Raw genomic sequence first — 18,147 nt, forward strand, 5'->3', positions numbered from 1 at the left:
AACTTGGCGTTGATTCGCGGCCTTGCTACCAGAAATGCAAGAGGTGTGTGGACGTTCGAGAGGGGGGTCGGCCGCCGGCGGAAGTTCGGCTCCGGAGGACGTCGTCTGGGCGGCTCGCGGGGCTGATCACTCATCGACGAGCGCGTGGCCCTGAGGGAGGAATAGGTAGTCGATGAAGGAGTGAAGACTGATGGGTCGCTCGATCAGACAGCAGGCGCGTTTAACGGCGCTTCAGGCTCAGGCGTCGCGGCGTCGTGAACGTGCTGCCGCGGACAAGCGCAGGTCGGACTTGGGTATCGAAGTTGCGGTAGCCCTCCAGGAGCGCGACGAGCTCACTCGCCGTCTCGAGGTGGCAGCAGGCCAGGCGTTGGTGCGGTTGATGTGCGACGAAGGGGTCACGCTCACGGCGTTGGAGGAATGGGTCCCGGACCTCTCCGCCCGTGAGGTCAAGCGACTGCGTGCGATCGCCGAAGATCACAACCGGACGTCGTCATCTTCGGCCGAGGCGGAGACGTGAAGTCCCCGGAGGTGCACAAGTCTCGAAACCCGGGAGACGTCATGACGATCTTGTCCGACGCACTGATCCGCGCGGAAGCAGCTGAGTCCGCAGCGGCAGATCTGATGATGCGTCTGTCGGTCGTGCGCAGCGAGATTCTGGAACTTGAACGCCTGCGCGGACCGGGAGATGCGAGGCAGCACGTCCTTGACCGGGCTGCTGACACAAGGCGTGACCTCGGCGATCCGCTCTCGAGCATCACGTTGTCGATCCGGTCCGCTCTCGATGCGACGGAGAGCGCATACTTCGGCGGGGCCGTTTCGGGTGAGATCGATGTGGCCCGTGCGCGGACCATGATCGGGGTTGCGCTGCAGTCTGCGCGGGAGGTTCGTCACCTGCAGCTAGCGATCAAGGACACGGCAGACGCCATGCGCGACGTCGCCGCGGACCCGTCAGGGGATCTCGAGACGCGGCGGAAGCTGCCTCGTTCGCTTCAGCACGCATCGACGCCGTTGGAGCAGGCTCAGCGCGGTGCTTACCGAGCGCATGAAGACCTTGTGATGATCTCGCGTTCGTTGTCGGTGGATGTTGCCCGCCTCGTCGGTGACCGCGTTGAGGCCGGGGCAGAGATCCCTCCCGACCATGGTCCGGTCGCCCGGGTTGAGCCCGCCAGACAGGCCGTGGTCGACAGGGAACGTCTCCCTCACCACCTGGATGCCGATCATGCCGAACTGATCGAGATCGAGTCGCTCGCCCGTCAACGCGGCAGCTGTCTCCTGCTCGTCGACCGTGCCGAGGACCTGCGCCGCTCTCTCAGGGGCCAGCGGCGCGAGCAAGCGCAGGGCATGCGCGACGCCCTGCACCAGGCCGAGACGTTGCTCCTTGAGAAGGCGACTGCCGGTGAGATCGACTCAGGGACCGCCCGGTCGATGACAGCGATAGCGTTGCAGGCCGCCAAAGAGGTTCGGCACCTACAGCTCGACCTCGAGGACGTTGTTGACTTGCTCATGCCACTCGCGCAGTCGTCACCGAACGGCGCACTCACGAGGGAAGTGTCGAGGGGCATCGTGGCGGCGAACACCGGGCTCGATCGCGCGCGTCGATCGGCCCTCCGAGTCTTCAGTGACCTTCAAGTGCTGGCTCGATCGATCGTCTCTCAGCACGAGCGACCAGTTGCGCTCGCGCTGGTGTTCTCCGATGAGGTTGAGCTGCTGACACCTGCACGAACTGGCCAGGCTCGAACGCGATTGGGCGATCCCATGCTGGCGATCTCCCGCTCCGCTCACCCCACTGGATTCGACCGATGACCACGCGCCAGTACGCGGTCGAGCGCTGCATCGGTGTGGGTACCGTCCACAACTCTCGTGGTTCGCGTGTTGTCCACAGCAGGCGCAGGCGGTGCTTCGGGCAGCCCCGTCGAGGGGCTGGAGTTGTTCGTGTCACACCGACTTCGAGGAGCCGTCATGCCTGACCTGTCCGAGCAGCTCATCACGGATGCCAACCACGCGATCAGCCTGTTCGAATCGCTGAGCCGCGACGCGATGACCGGACTCCGAGACCTGCCCGATGACCGCATCGAGGAGCGGCAACGGCTTTCGCAGTTCGGACTCGACGCTCATGTCGCCAGCCGGCGGTTGCAGCAACTCATCGGCCTGGAGGAGCTAGCGGACCTTGCTGACGTCTGCGACGTCCGTGACCTCCCCGCGTGCGCGTCGAGGATTCAGGAAGGTCTGCTGCCGCAGCGCGACGCGGAGATCGTGCAGTGCCTGATCGCGATGGGGCGCGCCACGGAAGGAGCCCGTCGCTGTGGCTACCTCAACTGAACACCTCCGCACGGCAGAGCGCATCTCTCTGCGAGCCCGGCACGCCCCTGGTGCCGATCCGGGCGAGCTGGTGCGCGGCTGGTCCCGCCTGACGCAGGCAGCGCTGACCACCCACGACGCGTTGCAGCTCGAGGACCCGTCACGGATTGTTGAGCGCATCGCCGCGGCCACCAGCGCACTCGAGAGCGCCGGCAGGAAACGCGAGTGGCCAGGACCCGGCAGCGCAGACCCGCTCCTCGCGCAGGCCGCTGCCGCCATCCGAACGGCCGGGAGTGCTTCAGGTCCCGCCAACCTCGAACAGCGGGCCGATGCGGCGCAGGCGCTTCACTCAACGCTGTGGGTAGTCGCGAACCTCGTCGGCGATCGGGCGGACGAACACCGCATCGACCTGCGCATCGACCGTGTCCCCGACACCGAGGAGATCCAGGCTGCCGCCAGTGACGTGCACCGTCGGATGAAGGCGATGGAACAACTCGCCATGGAAGCAGCCCTGCGCATCATGCCGAGCAGCAGCTACCCGATGACCGCCAGCCTCGCGACGGCTCTGGCCAACTGGGACCTCACCGCTCATCGCGCACTCCTGACTGAGAGGTCGACCGCCGTGCTCCATACCGTTGCCCACCAAGAAGTGACGATCGCCGAGACTTTCCGAGGGGCCATCGAGCGTGCAGTGACAACTGGAGTCATCGACGAGGTCACCGCCGACCGCCTCATGCCAACTCTCACCAGCGCGTCGCGCGCTTGGGCCGAGGTCAACGAGATTGTGGCAGACCTCAGCTTCGGAAGTTCAGCACCGGCAGACACCATCATCTCCACCTCGGAGACTCTCCGAGGCGAGCTCGCGAAGACCTGGGACATCTCCGATCCAGAAACCAGCCGTGAACTGCTTACCCAGTTCAACGGGCATCTCTCGACGTCACTGTCGATCTCGGCGGCCGCCCGTGACCTGTTAGAAGAACAAGATCTGCGCGCACCCGCCCGCGGCGTCAACAACCTCCTGCGAGCCGAGGAGTCGAAGACCCGCGTGAAGCCCTTGGTTGAACCAATGGACGTCTACCTCGGGCGATCGATCGAGCTTCCCCCGAAAGTCCGGCTCGTCTTGCGCGACAGCATCGATCAAGCATGCGAGGCAAACAGCGAGTCTCTCAAACGAGCCGCCGCGTTCGATCCCTTACTGAGCCGCCCGGAGCCGACGTCGATGTCGTCTTCAAGCCTGGCTGTTGGGATCGAACTGCCGAGGAGTTCCCGCGGAGCTTTCGTGCCGCGCTGAGCCCGCCGCAGCGGGTTCGTCGCACGGAGACGCCATCAGGTTGGCCGCTGCGCCACGGTCGGCCTGCTGTCCCGATGGGTGCAAGTGCGCCCCAGTGACGTCCGGCAGGTGTTGACGGTGCTTCGCCGCCATGGGCTGGCGCACCGCTACGTTGCGATCGGGCTGCTCCCGCTGTGGGCACTGACCAACCTCGGCGCCTCCCACCTCGACCTGCGCACCACGCAAAGCACGCGGTCGCTGTCGCCAGACACGAAGTCGCCGTCGCCGAGACCATGCTCGAGTGGCGGGCCCAAGGGTGGAAGGTCACGCCGGCATCGTGGCTGATCCACCAATTCGACCTCGACAACGAATACGTCGTTCAACCCCGCGCCGCCTACCGTCGCCGTCGAGATCGAAATCACCCGCAAGACGCCCGACCGGGTTGCCGAAGCCCACGCGTACGGCGCGGACGCAGACTTGTCGGGGCGAGCACCACCGCGCACGTGCGCGACGGGCCTGTGTCGGGTCGGGTGCAACGTGCATGCCGCCGGCTCGCTTGAGCTGGCGGTCCGCTTGGCGAATCTACTCAGCTCGCTCCGGGGATGAGCATTCGCCTCGTGCCTTGCTCTCCCGTCGCTCGACATGGTGTTCCTGCTAGCAGTTCGTGAGTCGGTTGACGACCGCTTGGCGGCGCGATACCTTGCTGACGAGTCGGCAAGGTGCCGCTGGAAGGGGATCCGTGAGCGCGCAGTCTGGCGGAGACGCAGAGCGACCTATTCTGGTCGACCGGATGGGTGACATCTGCTACGTGACGCTCAACCGGCCGCACAAGTTGAACGCGCTGAGCGAGGACCTCCTCTCGGCCTTCGACGACGCGATGGATCTCATCGCCGCAGACCGAGGGGTCTCGGTCGTCATCTTCCGCGGGGCGGGCCGTGCGTTCTCTGCGGGTTACGACCTCACCCCCGGGCAGTACACCCCGGGAAAGCAGGCCGACATCCTCGACGACGACGCCAAGGTCGCCGAGCGGGTCAATCGTTGGTTCCGCGTCTGGGACCTCCCGCAAGCGACGATCGCGCAGGTTCATGGGCCGTGCTATGCCGGGGGCACGCAGCTCGCGTCGGTCTGCGACATGACGGTCGTTTCTGACGACGCCGTGATCGGATTGCCCCAGCTCCCGCTTGGCGGCGGGTTCATCTCACCGTTCTGGGTGCACCTCGTTGGTCCGAAGCGGGCCAAGGAGATGTCTTTCCGGGCGGGTAGCACGATCGATCCGCAAACAGCGTTGGATTGGGGATGGGTGAATCGAGTCGTCCCGGCCGCAGACCTCGACGTCGCTTGCTACGAGCTCGCCGTGGAGATCGCCGCCACTCCGCCGGGGGTCATCGCGTCGAAGAAGCGTGCGATCAACACGATGGTCGAAGCCGGCGGCTTCCGGTCGGCCCTGAAGACGGTGGCGACGACGAACGCCGTGCTGCACTTCAGTCCCCAGACCACGGCGACGCGTCAGACCATCACTGATCGAGGGCTCGCGGGAGCGATTCAACACTTCCGTGAGCAGATCGATGCGCGCAAGGCTCAAGCCGACCAGATCCCACCTGCGGGGTCAGGCACGTGACATCGGTCCTGATCGCGGGTGTCGGCGTCACAGATTTCACTCGGTCGAGCGGCAGATCCGAGGCTCGCCTTGCCGTGGAAGCTGCCGGTCGAGCGTTGGAGGACTGTGGTCTGAGCCGTGACTCGATCGACGGGATCGTCTCGTACCCGACCGGCCCGAGGGCCGAGGAGCTGATCGGGACGCTTGATCTCAGAGCCGTGGGCTTCACCGCGACGTCCCGGCTGGGTGGCGCGAGCTCCGTCGCAGGACTCCAGGTCGCCATGGCAGCGATCATGTCCGGCGCGGCCACGGTCGTGTTGTGCTACTTCGCTCGCAACGGCTCGTCTCGGTCGCGGATCCACGACCGCATCTCCACGCTACTTCCTGCACCGCATCTTCGTGAAGGCATCGAGCGGCCGCACGGCCTCTCCACCCCGGCTCAGCTGTATGCGCTCTTGTGCCAGCGGCACATGTACGAGCACGGAACGACGCGCGAGCAGTTGGGACAGGTCGCGGTGACGATGCGCTCGCACGCCCAGCTCAACCCGGGCGCTCAGCTGTACGGACGACCGCTGGCGATGGACGACTATCTGGCCTCGCCGGCGGTGTCGCTGCCGTACCTCCGGGCAGACTGCTGTCTCGAGACGGACGGATCGTGCGCGGTGATCGTCGTCAGCGACGAGGTGGCCGCTCGTCTCGATCGTGAGCCGGTGGTTCTCGCGGCGGTCGCAGAAGGTCATCCTCCGTCGCCGGACGACCTGGTGTCCCGCAACCCCTTCCTGGAGACCGGGCTCCGTCACGCTGCCAGCGCGGCGTTCGACACGGCTGGTCTTCGTCCCGCGGACGTGGACGTGGCGATGATCTACGACTGCTTCACGTTCGAGGTCATCCATCAGTTGGAGGAAGCGGGTTTCTGCGGGCTCGGCGACGGTGGGCCATTCGTCGAGTCGGGGGCGATCGCCCTGGGCGGCGCACTTCCGGTGAATCCTCACGGGGGTCTGATGGCCGAAGGGCACCTGGGTGGGATGAACCATGTCGTCGAGGCCGTCCGGCAGCTACGGGACGAGGCTGGCGGCAGGCAGGTCGACTCGGCGCAGGTCGCCGCCGTGACTGGTTGGGGCGATCTGGGCGACGGCGCGATGGCACTTCTGGTGCGCCATGGCTGACGCGGCAACGGCCCACGGCGTCCAACCCGCCAAGCCGCAGGTACGAGCTTGGGGCGATGAGCTCGCGGGATTCGAGGAGGCGTCGTCGCGTGGCCGATTGGTCGTCCGACGGTGCGATGCATGCCTTCACCTGCAGTGGCCGCCGCGGTCAGCATGCCAGAGCTGCCTGGGTGGTGGCTTTGACTGGGTAGAGATCGGTGGGCGAGGTCACATCTACACCTGGACCGAGGTTCATCGATCTTCGCTAGAGGATTTCGCCGGATCGGTGCCATACATTGTCTGCATCGTGGAGATGGACGAGTCTCCGGATCTGCGCATGCTGGGTCTTCTTGAGGGCGGGACGGTGCCCTCGATCGGTGTCCCGGTGCACGGTTCCGCAGTATCGACCGGAACTGCCGCTCCCACGATCAGATGGACGCTCATTACGGACGGCGACGAGTTCGCCGAGAACAGGTAGGACGACACCATGGTCAAGACGGCGCAAGTTGCTCGAAGGTCGAACCGCACGGGCGGGACCGACCCGATCGACCGCAACATGATTCTCGATGCCGCCGCGACGGTCTTCTCCGAACGCGGCTACCGCGCGACCAACCTGTCGATCGTGGCCGAGACGCTCGGCGTGACCCGCCAGGCGCTCTACCACCACTTCCCGCACAAGGACGCGATCCTGTTCTACCTCTTCGACCGCACGATGTCGCTCTTCGAGGTGCGCGTGCTCTCAGCGAAGGAGGAGACTCCTGGGGGGACGTTCGTGGCGATGCTCCGCGAGCACGCCCGAATCTGTATCGAGAACAGTGCCCTGATCATGATCAGCCAGACCGAGGACCGCGAGCTGCCCGAGGATCTGCTGAAGCAGGTGTTGCAGCGACGCAAGGACTACCACCGTCAGTTCGTAAACGCCTATTCCGACGGGGTCGCCAGCGGAGAGCTTCGCCCCACCGACGAGGTCAGTGCCTCGGTCAGTTTCATGCTCGCTGCATGTCACGCGACGGCGAAGTGGCGGGGGTCGAGCTCCCGCATGTCTTCTCGTGCTCTGACCGACATGGTCACCAGCCTGCTGTGCGACGGCTCGGTCGTCAGCAACGAGACCCCTCGCTAGTCACGTGCACGGCCAGCGCACCCTGACCGACCCTCGGCCCCAGGCCGAGGCAGACGCCGTCTTCGCCGAGGTCAGCAACTGGGGGCGCTGGGGGCCTGACGACGAGCTCGGCACCGTGAACCTGATCGACGCGACCTCGGTGAGGGCCGGGTTCGATGCAGTGCTCACCGGTGAGCGGATCGGGTGTGGAGTGCTGGAGCTGGCGTCCTCGATCTCCAACCCTGCGCCAGCCCAACACTTCATGGTGCTGGCCCCAGACACCCAGACGGCCGACTACGGCATCTGTCGTGACTTCCTCGCCTTCCCGCCGCACGGTCCCGGCATCACTCACATCGACGCGCTGTGTCACGTCTTCTACAAGGGCTTGATGTACAACGGCCGGCCGGCTGCCGACGTGACCTCCTCGGGTGCGCAGTCGCACGCGATCACGGCATTCCGCGACGGCATCACGACCCGTGGGGTCCTGCTCGACCTGCCTCGGTTCCGAGGGGTGGACTTCCTCGAGCCGGACGAGCCGGTGCGGTCCGACGAGCTCAGCCGGGCCACTGAGGCGGCGGGACTCGAGATCCGCGTCGGTGATGCGCTCGTGGTCCGTGTCGGACGACGGGCGAGGCGCGACACGCTCGGCGCTGAGGCCGAGTACCTCCCGGGGAGTCGGCACCTGCGGCTTGCAGGCTTGGACATCGACTGCCTCCCGTGGCTGAGGGAGCAAGGCGTGTCGGTCATGATTTCCGACGCCGGCCACGATGCCCTCCCCTCGCCGTTCGGTCCGGCAGTGTCGCCGCTTCACGTCGGCTGTCTGATCTACCTGGGAATGCCTCTGGTCGACAACGCGCAGCTCGACAGGCTGGCTGAAGCCTGTGCCTCACGCGGGAGGTCGGACTTCCTGCTGACCCTCAATCCCCTGAGCATCGAGGGTTGCACCGGATCTCCGGTGAATCCCGTCGCGGTCCTCTGACCCTCGGCTCGCTCTAACCAGCTCATCTCACGACCAAGGAGAAGGCATGAGCTCACTGGAATCCAAGACAGTTCTCGTCACCGGCGGTGCCGGGCCCGACATGGGCAGGCTCATCGTCACGATGTGTCTGGACGCCGGCGCCCACGTGATCGCCGTTGATGCCAGTGAGAAGAATCTTGAGTCGCTCGCTGCGGACCGGCCCGATGTCATCGCGGTGCACGCTGACATCTCTCAGCCCGCCGAGGTCGATCGCGCCGTGGCGGCTGGTCCCGGCCCCGTCGATGTCCTGTTCAACCACGCCGGGATCAGTGAGAAGATCGGCGTCGTCGACGAGGTCGACGACGCCGACTGGGACCGTGTCATGAACGTCAACCTGCGAGCTCCCTTTCTCTTCTCGAAGCGCGTCCTTCCCTCCATGGTCGAACGCGGTGGGGGCATCATCGTGAACACAGCGTCGGTGTCGGGCTTGCGTGGAGCGCGCGGGGGAGCCGCCTATACCGCGTCCAAGTTCGGCGTGGTGGGGCTCACGCTTCACATCGCCGCCACGTACGGCAGCAGGGGCATCCGTTGTAACGCGGTCGCGCCAGGGGGCATGGGAAGCAAGCCTGATCCGAACAAGCGGGTCAACCACTTCACCGATCGGGGCCTCGAGCTGCTGAGCCGCGATCGCGGGAAGCCGGACACGGCGCCGGCAGAGCAGGTCGCGTCTGTGGCGTACTTCCTGGCAACCGATGCGGCCCAACGCCTCAACGGTGCCGTGATTCCCGTCGACGGCGGGTGGATCGCCTACTAGCAGAGGCGCAGGGGGCGCGATCGCGTCACCCGACGAAAGGATGACGCATGGATCGCGATCAACTTCATCTCGGTCGGACCTACGCCAGAGCGCGGTCCTTCTTCCCTGACCAGACCGTCCACTCGGTGGTCGACGGTGAGCAGCAGACCCTCACCTACCGTGACCTCTTCGCGAGGGTCGATCGTCTCGCTCACGCCCTGCGGGAGTTGGGGGTGCAACCCGGTGACCGAGTCGCCACCCTGGGATGGAACCATCATCGGCACCTCGAGGTCTACCTAGCCGCCACGTGGACGGGCGCGGTCCTTCACACGATCAACGTTCGCATCACGGCCGCTCAGGTGGCCGCGATCGCATCGGATGCCCGGGACGTCGTGATCTTCTACGACGAGGATGTCGCCGACCTGGCGATCGCTGCTGTCCAGGCCCGTACGCCGGCGGTCGTGCCGTTGGTGTGCTTCGGCTCCGCGGGGACGGTACCGCCTGACGGTCAGGACGTACTCGACTACGAGGGTCTTCTGGCATCGCAGAGCAGCGATCCCTACACGTATCCAGAGCTGGGAGAAAGCCACCCCGCTGCCACCTGCTACTCGTCGGCGACGACCGGTACGCCCAAGGGGGTCGTCTACTCCCACCGGTCGCAGGTGTTGCACGCCGCGATGCTCAGCCACGTCGACACCTGGGGCCTCGGTCGGCGAGATGTCGTACTCCCGGTGGTACCCATGTTCCACGTCAACGCGTGGGGTCTGCCCTTCGCGGCCATCGCGGCCGGAGCGACCTTGGTGCTTCCCGGTGCTCGTCCTCGCCCGGAGCTCTTGGTCGATCTTGTCGAGGCCTTCGCCGTCACCTTGGTGGCTGCAGTCCCCACAGTGTGGTCGGACGTCTTCGACGTCGTTCGCCGGGATCCGTCCGTTGACGTGTCGAGCCTGAGACTTGCTGTGTGCGGCGGCGCTCCCCTGTCCAGGGCCCTGATCGATCAGGCTGACCGGCTGGCTGTTCCCCTCGTGCACTCCTACGGCATGACGGAAGCATCGCCGCTGGTCCTGGTCGGCGAACGTCGCGCAGAGTCGAACCTTTCCGACGATGCTTCGACTACCCGCCGGCTTCGCCAGGGGCGCGTGGTGCCCGGAGTCGAGTTTCGCGTCGTGGACGACGCGGGTGGCGACGTCCCGTGGGACGGCGCGAGCATCGGCGAGCTCTGGCTTCGAGGACCATGGATCGCCGAGGAGTACCCGGGGGACGCGCGATCCGCTTCGGCCTTCACCGCCGACGGGTGGTACCTGTCGGGCGATGTTGTCACGATCGACCGGGACGGGCTCGTGCAGCTGGTCGACCGACAGGCGGATCTCATCAAGAGTGGCGGCGAGTGGATCTCGTCTGTCGACGTCGAGAACGCTTTGATGGAGCACCCGCGCGTGAGGTCCGCGGCTGTCGCCGGGGTACCCGACGAGCGGTGGCAGGAGAGGCCGTGGGCCTTCGTGGTGGTCGAGGACTCCTTCACGACTGATGACGACCTGCGTCGGCACCTGGACTCGCGGCTCTCCAAGTTCTGGGTGCCGGACAGGTTCGTGCGGGTCGACGAGGTCCCGCTCACGAGCGTGGGCAAGTTCGACAAGCGGGCGCTGAGAGCGAGCGCGGCGACGCTGCAGGCTGTTGAGTAGTTTCGTAGGTAATTGCTTGCGCGCAATTCGATTATCGATCTTCTGATCTCTGGATCCTCTTGTGTTGCAGGTCACGTTCGGTCTAGTCTTTGCTTGCTAGCAAGGAACTAGGAAGAGGGTGGGTCATGCAGACCAGAGTTGCCGAGATGCTGGGTGCGGAGTTTCCGATCTTCGCCTTCAGTCACTGCCGCGACGTCGTCGCCGCCGTGAGTCGAGCCGGCGGGATCGGGGTCATGGGGGCGGTGCGTCTCACCCCCCAACAGCTCAAGATCGAGCTGGACTGGATCGATCAGCACGTGGACGGTCGCCCGTACGGTGTCGACTTCCTGCTGCCCAGCGACTACGAGGGCGATGACGTTGAAGCGCTCGAGCGCGAGATTCCGGCGGAACACCGGGCGTTCATCGAGAATCTCGAGTCGCAGTTCGGCATCCCGCCCCGCAACAATCCTGGTGAGCCCTCGGAGCTGGGTGGCGGTGATGGGCTGGTCAGCACCCACGCCCACGCGCGGGAGCTGATCGAGGTGGCCCTTGAGCACCCGATGGCTGTGGCGGTGAGCGCCCTCGGGCCGTTCCCGGCGGATCTCGCGGAGCGCTTCGAGCGGGCTGGCGTTCGCACCGCGGGCATGGTCGGTCAGGTCAAGCACGTCCAGAAGCACGTGGACGCCGGCACCGACATCATCATCGCCGTCGGCACCGAGGCGGCGGGCCACACCGGAGACATCACGACCACGGTCTTGGTGCCGCAGGTCGTCGATGCGGCGGGCGACATTCCGGTCATCGCAGCTGGCGGTGTGGGTGACGGGCGTCAGATCGCCTCCGCCCTCGCGCTCGGTGCCGAAGGAGTGTGGACGGGTTCCATCTGGTTGACCACTGCCGAGAGCGACTTGGATCCCTCGGTGCAGGAGAAGCTGTTCGCGGCGACGTCGCAGGACACTGTGCGGAGCCGGTGCGCCAGCGGCAAGCCGGTGCGGCAGCTCGTGACCCCGTGGGTCTCGGCATGGGAGGACCCGGGCGCGCCGGTCTCCCCGCTTCCGATGCCGCTGCAAGGCTTGCTCGTGCGCGATCCGATCGTCAGCGCATGGGAGCACGGCGTCGACCCGGTGATGGGTACCCCGGTGGGGCAGATCGTCGGCATGCTGAACCGGCGAACGACGGTGCGCGACGTCATGCTCGAGCTCGTCGAGGAGTTCGCAGACTCCACGCAGCGACTCATCGCGTTGAGCGGGATGGACGAGTGACGGCGAAGTCGGAGCGGACGAGCGCAGTGTCCATCACGATGGATCTGGATCCTGGGAGGCAGAGGTGAAGTTCGGATTATTGCTGACGGCCATACACGACCGCAGTGTCGATCCCGTCCAGCACGTCGCTGAGCATGAAGACGCGATGCGCCGTGCCGGAGAGCTCGGTGTCGACACGGTCTTCGTAGGGCAGCACTTTCTGGGGTCCGAGCTCCGGTTCTACCAGCCGATCCCGTACCTGGCGCACCTGGCCACCTTCGCGCCCGACGTCCGCGTCGCGACGGGCATCGCACTCCTGTCGCTCGTCAATCCGGTCGAGGCGGCGGAGCAGGTGGCGACCCTGGACGTCGTGACGCGAGGCCGCGCTGTCTACGGCGTGGGCCTCGGATACTCCGAGAAGGAGTTCGCGGCCTTCGGGGTCGATCGGAAGACGCGTGCTGCGAGGTTTGCGGAGTCCATCAGCGTGATTCGGCAACTGTGGAGCGGCGACCCGGTGCAGCATGCGGGTCGCTTCTTCCAGCTCGACGACGCACATCCGTCCGTTCTGCCGCTCCAGCCCGGCGGACCTCCGATCTGGTTGGGCGGGCAGTCGGAACCAGCGGTGCGGCGGGCCGCCCGCATCGGCGATGCCTGGTACGTCGCTCCGTTCGTCCGTCACGACGACCTGAAGGTTCTGCGGGACGTGTTCCTGGAGGAGCGAGCGAAGCACGGGTTGTCGTTGGACGGCGAGTTCCCGGTGCGGCGTGACATCATGATCGCCCCCACCGTCGAGGCGGCCCGCCAGCTCGCGTACGAGCGCAGTCGGGCTCGATACCAGACCTATCAGAAGTGGGGTCTGGACGACGCGGCCCGTGCCGCGGCCCAGGAGGAGACCTCCCAGCTGGACCTCGAGGAGATCGAGAAGCGTTTCATTCTCGGGCCGCCGTCTCGATGCGTCGAGCAGATCCAGGAGATCGCCCAGTCGACCGGGATGACCGAGCTCGACCTGCGCGTCCACTGGCCCGGGTCCACGCACCAGGAGGCGATGGAGCAGCTCGAGCTCTTCTTCGCTGAGATCGCCCCGCACGTCTGACCGACCCGCCCTTCCACCACGGAACCTCGGAGCACCATGAGCACCTCACACGCCGATCCGCCCGTGCCGGCCATGTATCGCCGCACTCCTGACGAACTGCGCGCGTGGTGGGACCGGCGAGATCCGGAGCCGGCGCTCGAGCCGGAACTGCCGATCATCGACGCTCACCACCATTTGTGGGACCGTGCGCGTGAGCGCTACCTCCTCGAGGAGTTCCTCGAGGACGCGAACAGCGGGCACCGGATCGTGTCGTCGGTGTACGTCGAAGCAGGTTCGATGTATCGCGCCTCTGGCCCGGCCGAGGAGGCACCCCTGGGCGAGATCGAGTTCGCAACGGGTGTCGCGGCGATGTCAGCCTCGGGGCGATATGGAGAGTGTCGGGTGGCCGAAGGCGTGGTAGGACGGGTCGACCTGACGGTCGGGCGGGCTGCCGGAGTGCTGCTGGATCGTGCGCTGCACATCAGTTCGGGCCGACTGAAGAGCATCCGACACGGACTCGCGTGGGATCCGAGCCCCGGCATCAGTGCGGTGCGCAAGGCAGGGTCGAGCGGGACGTCCTCCCGATTCGCCACCGAGCGGCTGTCCGAGTCGCCGGCGTTTCGCGAGGGGTTCGCCGAGCTCGCGGCACGCGGGCTCGCGTTCGACCTCTTCATGTTCCATCCACAGCTCGGGGAAGCCGTGGAGCTGGCGCGGTCCTTTCCGGAGACGACGATCGTGGTCAACCACGCAGGCGGCCCGCTCGGGGTCGGGAGGTACGCCACAGGGATTTCCGAGTCGCGCAGTGTCTGGCGCGACGCTCTCGTGCGCCTGGCCGCCGAGCCCAACGTCGTCATGAAGATCGGTGGTCTCGGCATGCCGCTGTTCGGGTTCGGGATGGAGGAACGCGAAGTGCCGCCCACGTCCGAGCAGCTCGCCGCGGCATGGAGCGCGACGGTCGACACCTGCATCGAGGCCTTCGGCAGCAATCGGTGCATGTTCGAGAGCAACCTTCCTCCCGACGGCCAGAGCGGACGCTACGTGACGATCTGGAACGCGTACAAGCGGATCACGAGTCTCGCCTCGGCGTCGGAAAAGGCGGACCTCTACCACGGGACAGCCGCCAGGACCTACGACCTGGTCCGTCCGACCACGCCTCAGCATGCGTGACAAGACCGGAAGAGGAGCAGAGACGACCATGACCGACGTGTTGGTGGAGCCCGAGGTCGCCAGCGACCCCCTGGCGCCTGTGCTCAAAATCGAGTGCCTCAATGTCGACTTCCATACAATCGACGGTTGGGTCCGGGTCGTCGATGACGTGAGCCTCGTCGTGCCCGCGGGCACGACCGTAAGGCTGGTCGGCGAGTCGGGGTCGGGCAAGACCGTCACGTCGCTCGCTGCGATCGGACTCCTGCCGCCGGACACGACCCGGGTGACGGGGTCGATCCGCCTGGCCGGCGAGGAGCTGGTGGGTGCGTCGTCGGCTCGTCTGTCCAGGCGACGTGGTCGCGACGTCGCGATGGTGTTCCAGGAACCACGGCGCAGTCTCGATCCTGTGTTCACGGTGGGCTACCAGATCGCCGAGGTCCTTCGGAGGCACGAGGGGCTTGACCGTCGCGCCGCGCGATCTCGCGCCGTCGAGATGTTGGACAGGGTCGGCATCGCGGACGCCGAACGGAGATTCGGCGCCTATCCGCACGAGTTCAGCGGCGGCATGTGCCAACGGGTGATGTTGGCGATCGCTCTCGCGTGCCGACCGCGTCTGCTGATCGCCGACGAGGCGACGACAGCGCTGGACGTGACGGTGCAGAAGGAGATGCTCGCGCTGATGAACGACCTCCAGGACGAGCTCGGGGTGGCCATCTTGTTCATCACCCACGACTTGAGTGTCGTGGCCGAGACCTGTGACTGGGTCAACGTGATGTACGCGGGCCAGGTCGTGGAGTCGACCGCGGTCGATCGGCTCTTCCACGAACCGCGGCACCCGTACACCGAGGGGCTCCTGGCCGCGATCCCGGACCCGCAGCGCCGGCGACTCCAGGCCATCCCCGGGGTGGTCCCTGCTCCTACGAGCTGGCCGACGGGATGCCGGTTCTCCCCCCGATGTGATTACGCCCGCGAGGGCGTCTGCACGTCCGGGGCGATTCCCCTCGAGCCGGCCGGCGGCGCACAGCTGACCCGTTGTGCCCGTCATGCCGAGATCGAGCTGAAGGGTGTCCTCGCATGAGTCCGCTCCTCGTCGCGAACGGCCTGCACAAGTCGTACCCGCAGGGCCGCAGCCTGTGGGGGCGGGCTCGGCCGGCCCAAAGCGTCGTGCGCGACGTGTCCTTCCACGTCGATCGAGGCGAGACCTTGGGGATCGTCGGAGAGACAGGAGCGGGCAAGTCGACCGTGGGGCGCATGGTTCTACGGCTCGTGGAGGCCGACAGTGGACACGTCAGTTTCGATGGCACGGATCTGTCGACTCTGAGTCCTGCTTCCTTGCGCCGTATGCGTCAACGGATGACCATGATCTTCCAGGACCCCTTCAACTCGCTGGACCCGCGGATGACGCTCCGCGCCGCAGTCCGGGAGCCGCTGACCCTGCACACGAGTCTTGGTGGCGCCGAGAAGGAGGCGCGGGTCCGCGAGCTCCTCGAGCGGGTCGGGATGCGGCAGGACCACCTGGACCGGTATCCCCGTGAGTTCTCCGGAGGTCAGCTGCAGCGGATCGCCATCGCACGAGCTCTGGCTGCGGATCCGGACTTCATCGTGTGTGACGAGCCCGTGGCCGCGCTGGATCTCTCGATCCAGGCGCAGGTGCTGAACCTCCTCCTCGACCTGCAACAGGAGCGAGGTCTGAGCTACCTCTTCATCTCGCACGACCTGTCCCTGGTGCGCTTCCTCGCCCACCGCGTGGCGGTGATGTCGCAGGGAGTGATCGTCGAGCAGGGAACGCCTGAGGAGGTCTTCACCGACCCGAAGCACCCCTACACCCGGGCGCTGGTCTCGGCGATCCCCACACCGCGGCCCACGCGCGTGTCCAGGTGGCCGGCCGGGTTCCCCGCGCCTGGGCCGTCGCGACCTGCGACGGAGAGGAGGTCTCGATGATTGCGTACGCAGCTCGGAGGCTCCTCAGCGCCGTTCCGCTGCTCTTCTTCCTGAGCCTGTTCGTGTTCCTGCTCTTCGAGCTGATGCCGGCGGACGCGGCCGTGATCAGCGCGGGTGAGAACGCAACACCCGAGCAGATCGAGCAGGTCCGCGAGAACCTCGGGCTCAACGAGCCGTTGTGGTCGCGCTACTTCGACTGGGCCGGAGGGCTCCTCCACGGGGATCTGGGAACGTCCCTGTTCAGCTCACAGTCCGTGACGTCGACCATCCTGGAGCGTCTGCCCGTGACCGCGTCGTTGGCGCTCGTCTCGATGGTGCTCGTGGTGCTGATCGGGCTGCCGCTCGGCGTCATGGCGGCGCGTCACCCCAACTCGTGGCTGGACCGTGGCCTGAGCTCATTCGCCTCCTTGTGCATGTCGGTGCCTCCGTTCGTGCTCGGTCTTCTGCTGGCCGTCGCCTTCGGGATCCTTCTGCCGTGGTTCCCTCCGACCGGGTACACCTCCGTGGCTGACGGCGGGATCAGTGGCTGGCTGAGCAGCCTCGTTCTCCCCGCGATCGCCGTCGCTGCCGTCCCGATCGCGGAGCTCGCGCGCCAGACTCGCGGCTCGTTCCTCGACGTCCTCGGCGCCGACCACGTGCGAGCCACCCGGGCGAAGGGCATGCCGGAGGGATCGGTCGTCCTGAAGCACGGAGCGAAGAACGCGGCGGTACCCATCGTCACGGTGCTAGGCCTGCAGGTGAACCGGATTCTCGGAGGGAGCGTCACGGTGGAGTTCGTCTTCGCCCTGCCCGGCTTCGGCGCACTCGCGGTGAGATCGGTGGTGCAACAGGATCTGCCGATGGTGCTCGGGATCGTGGCGGTCTCCGCCGTGATCGTGGTCGTGGTGAACATCCTGACCGATCTGTCCTACGGGCTTCTCAATCCCAGGATGCGGCGATGAGACGGAGACGAGAGATGACCATCGATGAAGCATCCGGGGCGACTCGGGAACGACGCCGGCTGCGGGAGCGCAGGGGCGTGCGGCAGTTCGTGGCAAACCGTGCGGCCGTGGTGTCCGTCTGCTTCCTGCTCGCGCTGGTGCTGCTGGCCTTCCTGGCGCCCCTCGTGGCGACTCATGATCCGGACGAGCAGAACTTGCTCAACAAGTTCCAGAGTCCATCAGCAGAGCACTGGTTGGGAGCGGACCTGTACGGGCGCGACCTCTTCAGCCGCCTGGTGTACTCGTCGCGGGTGACGCTGCTGGCCATGCTCCAAGGCCTCGCAGTCGCGAGCAGTCTCGGCATCACCCTGGGGCTCATCGCCGGCTACGCGGGCGGCGTCGCCGACGCGCTCCTGAGTCGTGTCTCGGACGCGATCATGGCGCTGCCGCCGATGATCCTGGCCTTGGCAATTGCGGGCATCCTGGGAGCAGGCCTCACCAATGCGATGATCGCGATCGGTGTGGTCCTGGCGCCTCCTCAGTTCCGGCTTGCTCGTGGTGCTGCTCAGTCGGTGGCGTCGGAGACCTACATCGAGGCGTGTCGCGCGATCGGATGCTCGCCTGGGCGCATCCTCTGGCGTCACGTCCTGCCCAACATCAGTTCGCCCCTGCTGATCCAGACGACCTTCGCCGCTGGAGTCATCGTCATCGCCGAGGCCAGTCTCAGCTTTCTCGGACTCGGGGTCCAGCCACCGCAGTCCAGCTGGGGCGTCATGCTGCGCGCCGCCTTCGACAGCATTTACCAAGCGCCATGGATGGTCCTGGCGCCGACCGTGATGATCAGTCTGACGATCCTGGCCCTGTCGACCTTCGGTGACGGTCTGAGAGATTCGCTGGAGGGGCGTGGGCGCACCAGGTCGAAGCGACGTCGTGAGCGGGTGGAATCGGCAGCTCGATCGTCGGTCTGACTCGTGAGCAAGGCAGATCCAGACCATTGGAAAGTTAAGCACTG

At 66.4% G+C, this 18,147-nt stretch carries 18 protein-coding genes; all 18 read left to right on the forward strand.

Features of this window, described 5'->3' with window-relative positions; genetic code table 11:
- The first annotated feature begins 190 nt into the window (after positions 1-190).
- The 18 genes from KAG51_RS01015 (at position 191) to KAG51_RS01095 (ending at position 18,103) form a co-directional block, all read left to right on the forward strand.
- Entirely contained in the window at positions 191-517 is a 327-nt protein-coding gene (locus tag KAG51_RS01015; RefSeq protein WP_290579713.1) for a hypothetical protein, read from the forward strand.
- 41 nt (positions 518-558) lie between these two features.
- Positions 559-1,803, forward strand: coding sequence for a hypothetical protein (locus tag KAG51_RS01020; protein WP_290579715.1), 1,245 nt, complete (start codon positions 559-561; stop codon positions 1,801-1,803).
- A 156-nt stretch (positions 1,804-1,959) separates the two neighbouring features.
- Positions 1,960-2,319, forward strand: a complete 360-nt coding sequence (locus KAG51_RS01025) for a hypothetical protein (protein ID WP_290579717.1) — start codon at positions 1,960-1,962, stop codon at positions 2,317-2,319.
- A complete protein-coding gene (locus tag KAG51_RS01030) occupies positions 2,303-3,589 on the forward strand; it encodes a hypothetical protein (RefSeq protein WP_290579719.1) in 1,287 nt (428 codons plus the stop codon). The genes KAG51_RS01025 and KAG51_RS01030 overlap by 17 nt, the downstream gene beginning before the upstream one ends.
- A 718-nt stretch (positions 3,590-4,307) precedes the next feature.
- Entirely contained in the window at positions 4,308-5,186 is an 879-nt protein-coding gene (locus KAG51_RS01035; protein ID WP_290579721.1) for an enoyl-CoA hydratase/isomerase family protein, read from the forward strand.
- Positions 5,187-5,260: 74 nt separating this feature from the next.
- Positions 5,261-6,331: a thiolase family protein gene (locus KAG51_RS01040; RefSeq protein WP_290579723.1), complete on the forward strand. Its 1,071-nt coding sequence runs from the start codon at positions 5,261-5,263 to the stop codon at positions 6,329-6,331.
- The gene (locus KAG51_RS14000; RefSeq protein WP_363316124.1) at positions 6,324-6,788 is read left to right on the forward strand and encodes an OB-fold domain-containing protein; all 465 of its coding nucleotides are present in this window, start codon (positions 6,324-6,326) and stop codon (positions 6,786-6,788) included. The genes KAG51_RS01040 and KAG51_RS14000 overlap by 8 nt, the downstream gene beginning before the upstream one ends.
- 9 nt (positions 6,789-6,797) lie before the next feature.
- A complete protein-coding gene (locus KAG51_RS01045; RefSeq protein ID WP_290579725.1) occupies positions 6,798-7,430 on the forward strand; it encodes a TetR/AcrR family transcriptional regulator in 633 nt (210 codons plus the stop codon).
- Between the two features lie 4 nt (positions 7,431-7,434).
- Positions 7,435-8,388, forward strand: coding sequence for a cyclase family protein (locus tag KAG51_RS01050; protein WP_290579727.1), 954 nt, complete (start codon positions 7,435-7,437; stop codon positions 8,386-8,388).
- 46 nt (positions 8,389-8,434) lie between these two features.
- Positions 8,435-9,181, forward strand: a complete 747-nt coding sequence (locus KAG51_RS01055; RefSeq protein WP_290579729.1) for an SDR family NAD(P)-dependent oxidoreductase — start codon at positions 8,435-8,437, stop codon at positions 9,179-9,181.
- A 47-nt stretch (positions 9,182-9,228) separates the two neighbouring features.
- The gene (locus tag KAG51_RS01060) at positions 9,229-10,839 is read left to right on the forward strand and encodes a long-chain-fatty-acid--CoA ligase (protein ID WP_290579731.1); all 1,611 of its coding nucleotides are present in this window, start codon (positions 9,229-9,231) and stop codon (positions 10,837-10,839) included.
- Positions 10,840-10,964: 125 nt separating this feature from the next.
- On the forward strand, positions 10,965-12,077 hold the full coding sequence (locus KAG51_RS01065; RefSeq protein ID WP_290579733.1) for a nitronate monooxygenase: 1,113 nt from the start codon (positions 10,965-10,967) through the stop codon (positions 12,075-12,077).
- 64 nt (positions 12,078-12,141) lie between these two features.
- Entirely contained in the window at positions 12,142-13,149 is a 1,008-nt protein-coding gene (locus KAG51_RS01070; protein ID WP_290579735.1) for an LLM class flavin-dependent oxidoreductase, read from the forward strand.
- 72 nt (positions 13,150-13,221) lie between these two features.
- Positions 13,222-14,295, forward strand: coding sequence for an amidohydrolase family protein (locus tag KAG51_RS01075; RefSeq protein WP_290579737.1), 1,074 nt, complete (start codon positions 13,222-13,224; stop codon positions 14,293-14,295).
- Between the two features lie 28 nt (positions 14,296-14,323).
- Positions 14,324-15,352 (forward strand): ABC transporter ATP-binding protein, encoded by a 1,029-nt coding sequence (locus tag KAG51_RS01080; RefSeq protein WP_290579739.1) that lies wholly within the window; start codon positions 14,324-14,326, stop codon positions 15,350-15,352.
- Positions 15,349-16,215, forward strand: a complete 867-nt coding sequence (locus KAG51_RS01085) for an ATP-binding cassette domain-containing protein (RefSeq protein WP_290579741.1) — start codon at positions 15,349-15,351, stop codon at positions 16,213-16,215. The genes KAG51_RS01080 and KAG51_RS01085 overlap by 4 nt, the downstream gene beginning before the upstream one ends.
- Positions 16,212-17,156: an ABC transporter permease gene (locus tag KAG51_RS01090; protein WP_290579743.1), complete on the forward strand. Its 945-nt coding sequence runs from the start codon at positions 16,212-16,214 to the stop codon at positions 17,154-17,156. Before KAG51_RS01085 ends, KAG51_RS01090 begins: the two co-directional genes overlap by 4 nt.
- Positions 17,157-17,170: 14 nt before the next feature.
- Entirely contained in the window at positions 17,171-18,103 is a 933-nt protein-coding gene (locus KAG51_RS01095; protein WP_290579744.1) for an ABC transporter permease, read from the forward strand.
- Positions 18,104-18,147 lie beyond the last annotated feature (44 nt).

Origin of the sequence: Aeromicrobium sp., from assembly GCF_023146395.1 — a bacterium.
Taxonomy (GTDB): Bacteria; Actinomycetota; Actinomycetes; order Propionibacteriales; family Nocardioidaceae; genus Aeromicrobium.

Coding starts and splice junctions, on each gene's coding strand:
- KAG51_RS01045 (WP_290579725.1), top strand. CDS start 6,798: ATGGTCAAGACGGCGCAAGTTGCTCGAAGGTCGAACCGCACGGGCGGG.
- KAG51_RS01090 (WP_290579743.1), top strand. CDS start 16,212: ATGATTGCGTACGCAGCTCGGAGGCTCCTCAGCGCCGTTCCGCTGCTC.
- KAG51_RS01065 (WP_290579733.1), top strand. CDS start 10,965: ATGCAGACCAGAGTTGCCGAGATGCTGGGTGCGGAGTTTCCGATCTTC.
- KAG51_RS01095 (WP_290579744.1), top strand. CDS start 17,171: ATGACCATCGATGAAGCATCCGGGGCGACTCGGGAACGACGCCGGCTG.
- KAG51_RS01020 (WP_290579715.1), top strand. CDS start 559: ATGACGATCTTGTCCGACGCACTGATCCGCGCGGAAGCAGCTGAGTCC.
- KAG51_RS01025 (WP_290579717.1), top strand. CDS start 1,960: ATGCCTGACCTGTCCGAGCAGCTCATCACGGATGCCAACCACGCGATC.
- KAG51_RS01080 (WP_290579739.1), top strand. CDS start 14,324: ATGACCGACGTGTTGGTGGAGCCCGAGGTCGCCAGCGACCCCCTGGCG.
- KAG51_RS14000 (WP_363316124.1), top strand. CDS start 6,324: ATGGCTGACGCGGCAACGGCCCACGGCGTCCAACCCGCCAAGCCGCAG.
- KAG51_RS01085 (WP_290579741.1), top strand. CDS start 15,349: ATGAGTCCGCTCCTCGTCGCGAACGGCCTGCACAAGTCGTACCCGCAG.
- KAG51_RS01075 (WP_290579737.1), top strand. CDS start 13,222: ATGTATCGCCGCACTCCTGACGAACTGCGCGCGTGGTGGGACCGGCGA.
- KAG51_RS01060 (WP_290579731.1), top strand. CDS start 9,229: ATGGATCGCGATCAACTTCATCTCGGTCGGACCTACGCCAGAGCGCGG.
- KAG51_RS01015 (WP_290579713.1), top strand. CDS start 191: ATGGGTCGCTCGATCAGACAGCAGGCGCGTTTAACGGCGCTTCAGGCT.
- KAG51_RS01055 (WP_290579729.1), top strand. CDS start 8,435: ATGAGCTCACTGGAATCCAAGACAGTTCTCGTCACCGGCGGTGCCGGG.